The 11859-nt window shown below is 28.3% G+C and carries 10 protein-coding genes; all 10 read right to left on the reverse strand.

Features of this window, described 5'->3' with window-relative positions; translation table 11 throughout:
- Positions 1-155: 155 nt before the first annotated feature.
- The 10 genes from I2E83_RS12130 to I2E83_RS12175 all read right to left on the reverse strand — a co-directional run bounded on the left by I2E83_RS12130 (position 156) and on the right by I2E83_RS12175 (position 11530).
- Positions 156-1529, reverse strand: coding sequence for a PTS mannitol transporter subunit IICBA (locus tag I2E83_RS12130; protein WP_195430005.1), 1374 nt, complete (start codon positions 1527-1529; stop codon positions 156-158).
- A 464-nt stretch (positions 1530-1993) separates the two neighbouring features.
- Complete coding sequence (locus I2E83_RS12135) at positions 1994-2248, reverse strand: DUF4176 domain-containing protein (protein ID WP_195266206.1); 255 nt, start codon at positions 2246-2248, stop codon at positions 1994-1996.
- Between the two features lie 422 nt (positions 2249-2670).
- Positions 2671-4653: a transketolase gene (gene tkt, locus I2E83_RS12140; RefSeq protein ID WP_195430006.1), complete on the reverse strand. Its 1983-nt coding sequence runs from the start codon at positions 4651-4653 to the stop codon at positions 2671-2673.
- 63 nt (positions 4654-4716) lie between these two features.
- Positions 4717-5364 carry a fructose-6-phosphate aldolase gene (fsa, locus tag I2E83_RS12145; RefSeq protein WP_195430007.1) on the reverse strand — a complete coding sequence of 216 codons (648 nt, stop codon included), beginning with the start codon at positions 5362-5364 and terminating at the stop codon, positions 4717-4719.
- A 29-nt stretch (positions 5365-5393) separates the two neighbouring features.
- Complete coding sequence (locus tag I2E83_RS12150; protein ID WP_195430008.1) at positions 5394-6731, reverse strand: PTS transporter subunit IIC; 1338 nt, start codon at positions 6729-6731, stop codon at positions 5394-5396.
- 33 nt (positions 6732-6764) lie between these two features.
- Positions 6765-7049: a PTS sugar transporter subunit IIB gene (locus I2E83_RS12155; RefSeq protein WP_195430009.1), complete on the reverse strand. Its 285-nt coding sequence runs from the start codon at positions 7047-7049 to the stop codon at positions 6765-6767.
- The gene (locus tag I2E83_RS12160; RefSeq protein ID WP_195430011.1) at positions 7046-7492 is read right to left on the reverse strand and encodes a PTS sugar transporter subunit IIA; all 447 of its coding nucleotides are present in this window, start codon (positions 7490-7492) and stop codon (positions 7046-7048) included. Before I2E83_RS12160 ends, I2E83_RS12155 begins: the two co-directional genes overlap by 4 nt.
- A gap of 18 nt (positions 7493-7510) precedes the next feature.
- The gene (locus tag I2E83_RS12165) at positions 7511-9451 is read right to left on the reverse strand and encodes a BglG family transcription antiterminator (protein ID WP_195430012.1); all 1941 of its coding nucleotides are present in this window, start codon (positions 9449-9451) and stop codon (positions 7511-7513) included.
- A 488-nt stretch (positions 9452-9939) separates the two neighbouring features.
- The gene (locus I2E83_RS12170) at positions 9940-10320 is read right to left on the reverse strand and encodes a hypothetical protein (RefSeq protein WP_195430013.1); all 381 of its coding nucleotides are present in this window, start codon (positions 10318-10320) and stop codon (positions 9940-9942) included.
- A 178-nt stretch (positions 10321-10498) separates the two neighbouring features.
- Positions 10499-11530, reverse strand: coding sequence for a DUF2804 domain-containing protein (locus I2E83_RS12175; protein WP_195430014.1), 1032 nt, complete (start codon positions 11528-11530; stop codon positions 10499-10501).
- Positions 11531-11859 lie beyond the last annotated feature (329 nt).

The raw sequence follows: 11859 nt of genomic DNA on the forward strand, positions 1-11859 counted from the left end.
ATGATCATATTTATTAATCATTATATCAAAGTTGTATTTGTTTTTTATAAAAATTTATTTCTATTAAATAAACAATTAGACAATTTGCAATTGCTTCTTTAAATAATAAAAAAAGGCGTAACTTTTTCTAAAAAATACTTACGCCTTTTCTTTGATTATTTACTTGCTAATCTATTATATAAGCCCTGAATATTATCATCAGTTAAGAAATTTTGGATTCCTATTAATTCCGCATTAGGACAAGACTTCTTAGCTCTATCTATTAATGTTTTATGAGTAACTACAATATCTGTATCTTTAGGTATATCATCAACAGATGCATGAATAACTTCTATTCCAAGATTTAGCTCTTTAATCTTATTTCTAAATTTTGAAGCTCCCATTGCACTTGATCCCATACCTGCATCACAAGCAAATACTATCTTTTTCACGATAGATTTGTTTATATTTTTCATTTCATTAACTTTTCCCTTTGCTTCTTCTAGATCTTCTTCTTTTGTATTCTTTGATGCTATCTTAATAAATGGTGCTGCCACTAAGAATGAAACTACTGTTGCTGCTGCTACCCCTGCTAAAACTGGTAGTAATCCCCCCTTTGGTGCCATTGCCATTAAAGCAAATATGCTTCCTGGTGAAGGTGTTGCTACAAGACCTGCTCCTAACATTGAAAATACTAATATTCCTGATGCCCCTCCTGCTATTACAGCTAATAAAAGTAACGGGTTCATTAATACATATGGGAAGTAAATTTCATGAATACCACCAAGGAAATGTATTATTGCTGCTCCTGGTGCAGATTGTTTTACTGATCCTTTACTATACATCCAATAAGCTAATATTATACCTAATCCAGGTCCTGGATTTGCTTCTAATAAGAACATTATGGATTTACCACTTTCTTGAACTTGTTCTAGTCCTATTGGTCCTAACACTCCATGATTAATAGCATTGTTTAAGAATAAAATCTTACCTGGCTCTATGAATAGTGAAACTAAAGGTAATAGCTTTCTTGCAACTAAAGCTTCCACACCAGTTTTTAATATTCCTGTTAAAACTACTACTACTGGACCTATTGCAAAAAATCCAAGTATGGCCAATATCATACCTAATATACCGATAGAAAAGTTATTTACAAGCATTTCAAAACCTGATGGAATTTTTCCATCTACAGCTTTATCAAACTTTTTAATTACAAAACCAGCTAAAGGTCCCATAATCATTGCTCCAATAAACATTGGAATATCTGCTCCTACTATAACTCCCATAGTAGCAACTGCTCCTATAACCCCGCCTCTTGCACCTCCTACCATCTTACCGCCTGTATAACCAATTAGTAATGGTAATAAGTACTTAATCATTGGGTCTACTAAACTTCCTAATGATTCATTTGGTGTCCATCCAGTTGGAATAAAAAATGCTGTTATAAGTCCCCAAGCAATAAATGCTCCAATATTGGGCATTACCATGCCACTTAGAAATTTTCCAAATCTTTGCATAGAATCCCTTGCACTAGTTTTAGAATTTGTCATTATTTTCCCCTCCATTTATTTATTTTTCTATTGTAAACTTTTACTTTGCAATTTAATTATATTTATACATACACATTAATTCAATTTGAAGAAACCGACCTTTTGTCATCTAACATTGGTGACAAGTTTATGATGAATTATGAATATAATGTTGACGATAAATAGATATGTTTCCATAAGCTAAATAGCTATGCAAAGAATTACTAGGCTCTGAAAACCTACTATGCCAAGAGTTTTGGTTAACTCGCTGCGCTCAAACAAACCAACAACACTAAGGCCTAGTAGTTTTTCCTTCACCAAGTACTTCTAATTGCTCGCTATATGCTTATTCCACATATTCTATTTATCTTCGCTAGCTTATATTTCTCAACTTAACATTACTAAACAAATAATTATGCTGAATAAAATATAAAATAAAGAGGCTATGCTAGCATAACCTCTTTATTTACTTGTGTTAAATTTTCTTACATCATATTATTTATAACTTTTACAAATGCTTCTTCTTCTAAATCTGAGTATCCCTTAAAAATTATTTGATCTATATCTTCTTTATTAAAAACATAACAGTACTCTTCACCTAAATATCCCTCTGGATAAAGACACCCTAAATAATCATTTAGTTTTTCACCATTTTCTGAATAAATTTGTCTTCCTATAACCATTAACTTTTTATATCCATCTCTTAATACAACTATTGACCCTAGTGGTAATAAACTCATTTTATATCCTCCAGATTATGTATATAATTCTATGAATATTGTACTACATATTATTTTCTTTTTATAGTGAGTATTAATTTATTTTAAGAAGATACTATGCACAATAAACCAGTAAGTATAACTTAATGTCACTATTTTATTGTGTTATGAAATATTAATGCAAAAATTATTATTGCTAATATTATTAATAAAGACCTAATGACATATTATTTTTCTATAAATAGTTTTAATATCCTATGAATAAACGGGATGTCTAATATAGACATCCCGTTTATTATACTTTTCTACAAGTCATTTAAAGCACAAACAAGATAATATAATCTTATTTTACTTACATTAGTTTAAAAAATTTTATAATTATAAATTTCTATTTCTAATTGTATTTTCTTTGATTCTTATAAGTCTACAATCAATATAAGTATTTATATATACTCTTTAACCCTCTTGACTACATTTTCCACTGTAAAGCCAAATTTTTTAAATAACTCTTCAGCTTTACCAGATGCTCCAAATGTATCTAATGAAATAACTTCACCATCAAGTCCTACATATTTATGCCATCCAAATGAAGATAATGCTTCAACCGCAATTCTTTTTCTAACCTTATTTGGAAGAACACTTTCTTTATATTCTTTATCTTGAGAATCAAATATTTCAAATGAAGGGATACTTACTACTCTTACATCTATTCCCTGATTTTCTAATTCATCTGCTGCCTTGTAAATTAATTCAACCTCTGAGCCTGATGCCATTAATATTGCATCTGGAATTTCTTTCTTGGAATCCTTAATTATATATCCTCCATTTAATGCTCTCTTTGCAGATCCATCATATAAAGGTAAGGTTTGTCTACTTAATACTATTGAAGTTGGACTTGAACCATTAGTTACTGCATAATACCAAGCAGCTGCAGTTTCCTTTGAATCTGCAGGTCTAAATACAGTCATATTTGGCATACTTCTAAGTGCAGCTAATTGCTCTATTGGTTGGTGAGTTGGGCCATCTTCTCCTACTCCAATACTATCATGAGTTAGTACATATGTTACTGGTAAATTCATTAATGCTGATAATCTCATTGCACCCTTCATATAATCACTAAACACAAAGAATGTTGCACAGAATGCCTTTAATCCACCATGAGCATAAATACCATTTGTTATAGCAGCCATAGCATGTTCTCTTACTCCAAAATGAAGATTTCTTCCACTTCTATTTTCTTCTGAAAAATCTCCTTTTCCGTTCATATAGCTCTTATTAGAAGGTGCTAAATCAGCTGATCCTCCAATAAAATTAGGAATTAATTCTGCTAATCTATTTATAATTATTCCTGAAGACTCTCTAGTAGCTATTGCTTTCTCAAAATTCCAGAAATCTTTATTATTTAATAGAGCTTCACTATCAATTGTTCCAGAAATCCATTTACAATATTCTTCTGCTAATTTTGGATATGCATTTCTATAATCTTCAAATAAATCATTCCAATGTTTTTCTTTTTCTATTCCTAAATTGATGTAATTATCCATATTAGAATATACTTCTTTTGGAACATAGAAATCTTCTTGATTCCATCCTAAATTTTCCTTCATTGCTTTTACATTTTCAGTTCCTAAAGGCTCACCATGGGCAGATGCCTTTCCTTGTTTTTCAGGGCATCCAAACCCTATTTGATTCTTAACTATTATAATTGACGGCTTAGTAGTTTCATTTTTTGCTTCTTCAATTGCTTTTTCAACTGCTTCGATATCATTACCATCATTTACTTTAATTACTTGCCAGTTATATGCTTCATATCTCTTGGCTACATCTTCTCTAAATGCTATATCTGTATTTCCTTCTATAGAAATATTGTTTGAATCATATAAAACTATAAGCTTTCCTAATCCTAAAGTTCCTGCTAATGAAGATGCTTCTGCTGAAATTCCTTCCATTAAACATCCATCTCCAACTATAGCATAGGTATTATGATTAACTACTTCATATCCTGGTTTATTAAATTTTTCTGCTAAATGGCTTTCTGCAATAGCCATCCCAACAGCATTACATACACCTTGTCCTAAAGGTCCTGTTGTTATTTCAACCCCTTTAGTATGACCATATTCGGGATGTCCTGGTGTTAAGCTACCTAATTGTCTAAAATTCTTTATATCCTCAATTGTTATTCCATATCCAAATAAGTGTAATAAAGAATATTCTAGCATTGATCCATGACCTGCTGATAATATAAATCTATCTCTATTATCCCAGTTTGGATTCTTCCCACTATGATTCATCTTAGTCCATAATATATATGCCATAGTCGCTGAACCAAGTGGTAATCCCGGATGTCCTGATTTTGACTTTTCAATTGCATCTGCTGAAAGTACTCTTATTGCATCTATAGATAATCTATCTAATTTTCTACTCATTTTCAGCCTCATTTCTCATATTATTGTATATGTGTTTTTTTACTATTAAATATTTTACTAATTCTACTTTCCAAATGCTGCTTGCCAGTCTGCTTTGAATTTTTCTAATCCTTGATCAGTTAAAGGATGCTTAAGCATATTCATAATTAAATCATAAGGAACTGTAGCTATATCAGCACCTGCCTTTGCAGCCTCTATAACATGAATTGGGGTTCTTACACTTGCTGCAATTATTTTTGACTCAATTCTATGAATTGAGAATATTTCAGCTATATCTTTTATAAGATCCATTCCATTCATTGATATATCATCTATTCTTCCTAAAAATGGGCTTACATAAGTTGCTCCTGAATTTGCTGCAAGTAATGCTTGTGTTGCTGAAAATATTAAAGTAACATTTGTCTTTATTCCTTCTTTTGATAAAACTTTTACTGCTTTAAGACCTTCCTCAGTCATTGGAATTTTTACTATCATATTTTTATGAATAGCAGCAATTTTTCTTCCTTCCACAATCATGCCTTCTGAATCTTCACTTACAACTTCACCACTTATAGGTCCATCAACTATTTCAGTTATTTCTTTAATAACTTCATTGAAATCTCTTCCCTCTTTAGCTACAAGTGATGGATTTGTTGTAACACCCTTTATTACTCCCATATCATTTACTTTTTTAATATATTCTACATTTGCTGTATCTAAGAAAAATATCATATTAATACCGTCACCTTTCTTATTAAATCTTAATTAGTACTTTCTTCTTTTATAATCTTACTTCTATTCCATATCATTAAAGCTAATGTAAATATAGTAGCTATTGTTATACCAACCCACTTAAATTTAACTAACATAATAGATATCCAAGGGAATATGCTTGAGCCATAATCTATACTTGATATTAAGGCTGTTCCACTTGGAATTGCAAAATTAGCTGCTGATGCTGCTTCTGTAAACAGTGGTGCTAAATTGGTTCCTATTAATAATCCAAGAGCTAATGTTATAACACCTATAACAAATGATCTAAAGAAATCTCCTCTTGCAATAGGAACTATAAGAACGAACATAAATGGTAATCCTGCTAAACTTGCAAATGGTAAGAATTGATTACCAGGTACAATAAATGCTAGTAATAATGCTACTGGTATTGAAACTAATGAAATTGCTAATGTTACTGGATGACCAACACCAACTGCTGAATCTAATCCTATATATAAAGTACCTTTTCCTGAATATTTCTTCTGAAGGAATTCTTGTACTGCTTCAGAAACAACCATTAATCCTTCCATAAGTACTGCCGCCATCTTTGGTGTTAATACTAATACAGCTCCCATTACAACTGCTAAATTAAGTGTTTCTTTAACATTATATTTAGCTAAAATTCCTAGTAATGCACCTATTATAGTACCTAATATAGCAGGTTCTCCAAAAACTCCAAATTTCTTTTGAATTGTAGCTGCGTCTAGCTTTATTTTATTAACTCCAGGTATTCTATCTAATACCCAATTTATAGCTAAAGCAAGTGGTACAAAAGAAGCCGTAAATCCATGAGCAATTGAAACTCCTGGTAATCCTAAAGATTTTTCAACCATAGGTGCTGTTCTATCACCAATAACCATAGTTATAATCATATTTAATGCTGAAACAAATAAACTTATCCATAGGTTTCCTGTTAGCATATATACTAATGAACCAGTAAATGCAAAATGCCAAAAATTCCATATATCAACATTAATTGTTCTTGTTGTTTTTGTTAAAATCATAATTATATTTACTATCAGACATAACGGAATTATTAAAATCCCAACAGTTGATCCAAATGCAATTGCAGATGCAGCTGGCCAACCAACATCTAATACTGTTAAATTCAATCCAAAGTTCTGAACCATTCTTTCTGCAGCTGGTCCTAAATTTTCAGTTAATAATGTTATTATAGCGTTTAATCCAATAAATCCAATTCCAACTAACAAACCTGATTTAATTGCTTGTCCTATTTTAACTCTTAAAATTAGAGCAAAAACTATAAATATAATAGGCATCATAACTGCTGCCCCTAAATCTACTAAATACTGTAATGCAGCCATTAATATTCCTCCTCGAATCTTATAAATTTAATCTTATAATCCTAATGCTTGAACTATTTCATCCATTACTTTATCAACACCCATACCTGTTATAAAAGGCAATCCTTTAATTAATGGCACTCCATAATCTTCTGTTACCATAGCTGTTGTTACTATTAAATCATATTTACTTGCTTGCTTAGATAATTCAACAACTGTAGATTGTGTTATTTGAACTTTATCAAGTAATCCTCTTTTTTCTAATCCTGCTTTTATTTTTTGAATTGCTATTGTTGATGTTGCTACTCCTGCTCCACATGCTACTATTATTTTTTTCATCTTAATCCAACCTCTTTCATAATATTAATTAAATTATCATTATTATTTTCATTGTACATCTTAGTAAGAATATCCTCGTTGGATATTACTTCCATGAGTTTTTGTAAAACTTCCACTTGTTTCTCTTTCTCTTTAACAAGTAAGACAAATGCTATTTTAACATTTACTTCCCCTTCACCTTCCATACTTATGAATTTTACATCATCTTTAAATTTCACAAATACTATTCCTGCTTTATTTACATGCTCACTATTACAATGAGGTATTGCTACCCCTATCGGTTCAACGGGTAATCCAGTTGGGAAAATTTTTTCTCTTTCTATTATTGCATCTTTGAAACTTTCCTTAACATATCCATAATTCAAAAGTCTGTCAGATATATTTTCTAAAAATTCAAAGCAATCATTATAATTTTCATTAATAAATATTAAATCATTATTCAATAGTCTACACTTCTTTCTCTAATTACCGTATATTTGCTTAAATTCTTTAAAATCTCTACACTTAATTAGTTTATTAACTTTGTTAATATCATCTATTCCACTATAAATTTCTAAAAACAACTTTTCAGAGCCCTTCCCTAATTTAAAGGCTAGCATCATAACAAGCTGTACTTTTGTTTTATCCCAATTTATTGGATTTTTCAAAATTGCTATTGCAATAGCCTCTTTATTAACTTTTCCTTTTATAAAGTGAGGTATAGCAACTTTATTACCTATCTCTGTAGAAGACATCTCTTCTCTTTCTCTAAAGGAACTTGCTGCCTCTTTATCTATATAACCTTTTTCATACATAGTTTTAGATAAATATTCTATTATTTCATCCTTATTCTCTAAATCTAAATTTACAAAAAATAAATCCTCTTTAAATATACTTTTTTTCAAATCATTATTTTTCTTCATTGTAATAAATCTGGTTATTTTTTTACAATCTTCTTCAAGCATTATAGGTGATACATTTAGCACTGGTAATTTAACATTTTCTAATGGAATAGTACTTATAATTAAATCATATTGAGATAAATCCATATTATTTAATTTAAATGCTGGGTAGAACCCTTTTATTTCTATAAAATCGTTAAATTTACTTTCCAACTTAGTTTTTAATAGAATTGCAGTTCCTCCGCCTGTGGCACAAACTACTATAGTTCTGTATTTGTTTATTTTATTTGCTAATTTTAATCTTTCAACTGCTCCTGCAAAGTGTAACGTTATAAATCCTACTTCATCTTCAGATATATCTATATTAGCTTTTCTTTTTAATCCTTCGCAGAAAATAATAGCTATATCATAATCAAATGCATAATTAACCTTAATTTCATCAAGCATTGTATTTTCTATATTCATTCCAAAATTAATTCTATTCATTGCACTTCTAAGATGAATTAATAGTCCACTTTTCAAAATATTATCATTAAAAAAGTTTATTCCACTATGTTCATAAACTAGTTTAAGGCAGTGATTAAATAAATTATCAATATAATTATCCTTATAGTACTTGTCCGCATTCGTATCTAGTGATAGCATTTTTTGTGATACTAAATGTTGATATAAATAAACAACTTCTTCATAAGGTAAATTTATAGTAAAATTTGAATCTAACATTTTTTTAAGTTCTAATGCAGCTTCATATTCTTTACATTCCTTATCACAACTTAAATTAGAATAACTGATAAAATTATTTTTCTTTACTCTATAAATAGCTATTATTATATGAATACATAGATTTTTAAATCCTAAGTCACTTAATTCAATTTCATACTTTTTCACTATGCCTAATACAATATCAGATATTAATTTATATATGACATTATCATTAGATGCTGAAAATTTAAAATCATTAACATTTAAATATTTAAGTTCCTTACTGTTTTTAAATAAATAATTTGAAATGAAAGCTCTTATATCAATTTCACTTCCAATTAGTGATATCCCATTATTGGAAACTCTACTTATTCCTAAATTATATTTATTTAATATATTTTTCACTTCTTTTATATCTTGCTTTATAGTTGATAAACTTACATATAATTCCCTAGATAGTTCTTCTAATTTTATTGCTTTATTATTTTGTGAAAAATTCCTTGAAATTAATATTTCTAATATATCATTTACTCTACTACTATCATTTCCGCTTATAGGACTTTTTTCATTTAAACATTCTATAATTATTCCCTTTTTATACTCATCTGCAGCTATAAATTTATAACCTAGGCCTCGCTTTAAAATTAACTCTGTATCTTTTTCCTTACAAAACAATTTTAATTTCATAATTTCATTAGCTAATGTTCTTTTTGATATATTAAATTGCTCTTCTAATTCTTGACTGTTAATATAATCTTTTGATTCTAAAATATACTTAAGTATATCTTTTTGTCTTGATGTTAAATTATAGTAAACCATTTCACCACCCAATTTCATTATATATTATCAATACTTCTATGAATAGCCATATAAACTGCAATTTAAATTGCAGATATATATACTACTTATTTTATATATATCTATTACGTATTTATTATCCACTAAATTTTTCATTAACTAAATTAGCTATATATGTCTATATTACCACATATAATTATCTGATTTATTATAACTTTTATACTGTATTTCCAAAATTATACTACATATTTATTTTTTTATATTGTTCTGAAGTTTTAATATTTATATCTGAAGTTTTAATATTTATATTAGTTAAATTTCATTTTACAGAAAATCAAAAAGTATGAAATATCATATTTCAATAACAATTATAAGCTATTGTAATATGGCATTTCATACTTTTAAAATAATTAATTTAACTATGAACTTTTTAATCTTCTACTTTTAGTCTATATTTTTAAACGTTTACCAAAATATTTAAATTACTACACACTTCTAAATAATTGCTTTTAAAATTGGACTATACAGTTAATATTATTTAAACTGTTTTCCATAAATATATCTCCAAGTGTTAATGTATCATCCCTTAAATCTACTATGTTAGATAACTCATACTCCCACTTCCAATTTTTATTATTATTCTTAAAAGCTTCTAATGATTTTCTATTTTCATGTATTTCAAATGGCTCACTTATATTTCCTATAGCTAAAACTTTAGTTCCATTAGTATCTGTAGCTTCTACTAATACAAACTTTTCGAATTGATTATAATTATTAGGTAAATTAGTTAATGCATAAATTCCATTATCTATTACATCATTTACAGTATCTTTAGTTGCTTTTAGAATTATTATCTTCTCTTGACTCATTAAATTACTTGTTAAACACATAAGATCACCTCTTTTTAATATCTCTAATTACTTTCATTATATGTTTATTTTTCCCAAGATATATTCATTTTTTTAAATCCTATATCCTATTAAATAAGAGATTTACAAATTAAATAAGAGATTTACAAATCTTGTGTGTATTCTTTTTCTATTATACGTATCTAAAGAAAATTATACTTTACCACTTATTTAAGACTCTTTCTGCAAAAGCTAAAAAGTCTTTCAATACTACCTTTGTACCATCATCTAATATCATAGTGCCATTAAACTTACCAAAAACTTGATTTTGATCACTACAAATTAATTTTACATCTGTACAAGATGCTCTATTTAAAATTGGTTCAAATTGCATTTCAAACCTTTGATCACTACTTGTAATAGTCCAAGGTTTCGTATATAAATAATTTCCTTTTTCATCAGTTGGAATATTAAATGTAATATCTTCTAACTTATGCAAAATACCATCATAGAAAATAACATTTTCACTTGCTTCGCTGGTATCTCCAAATCCATATCCAATATTAAATCCTACTTCATGCTCGTCCACTTTTCCGCAACCTGCACCCCAGTACCATACATTTTTATAAGTCCAAACACCTCTCCCCCAATCTAAAATACCTCTTGTACTATTTTTATTAAATTCATATTTAAAATCACCTAATTGAAAATAGCCACTAACCTTAAGCCCCACTATTTTTTGATTATAATAAAAGTGTTTTTCTTTTTTAAATGGAGTTGCAATAACTATTGAATCTTTAGGTTCCTCATCTAGTTCAAGATAACAATGAAATGTTTGTTTATCATGAAAATTATGCATTCTACATTCTAAAATTCTTTTATGAGCTTTATGTTTGAATGATAAATCAATTTTTTTAGAAGTAAAAACTACATCTCCTTCTTTTGAACTCGAAGGCATATTTATTTTACCAAGAGAAAATGCCTGAATTGGTGATACTGTTTTTTCTCTTACATTTTTAAAATCTAAGATAGATACACTCTCTAAGCTCATATAAGAATTATCCGCAAGAGTTAAAGCAATTCCATATTCATCATTGTATATTAAATAATAATCCCATTCTTTAATACGTAGAGAGTTCGCTCTAATATCTTTTCTATTATAATCTAATATTAAACTCCTTGCATATCCTGGTTGATTTAAGTTTCCTTGTTCATTTAATAACTTTGTATTTTCTGTAATCTCTCTTTGCATTGTAGTCCTCCTTTCTTTTATAATAAAGTTCAAATAAACGATAAAAAGAATCTCCTAATTTATTTATATAAAAGTTATACTTACCATATGTCCTCATTTAGATTATGTATATTTACATTTTATCATATTTATCTACCTTTTTAATAAAATATACTTTTAAAATATTTTTTAAATCAATGTCCAATTCAATTTCAAGTAGCTTTATTGCCTTAAAAAAGTTAATCTCTTATTTTTATAAAGGGGGTCGCGTTTTAAACTGATACCTATGTCAAGGACATTATAAAAAAAGGGTTATGCACAAAGAAGATGATTTCTGTATTGAACAGGGG

The organism is Clostridium sp. D46t1_190503_E9, from assembly GCF_015555225.1.
Classification (GTDB): Bacteria; Bacillota; Clostridia; order Clostridiales; family Clostridiaceae; genus Clostridium.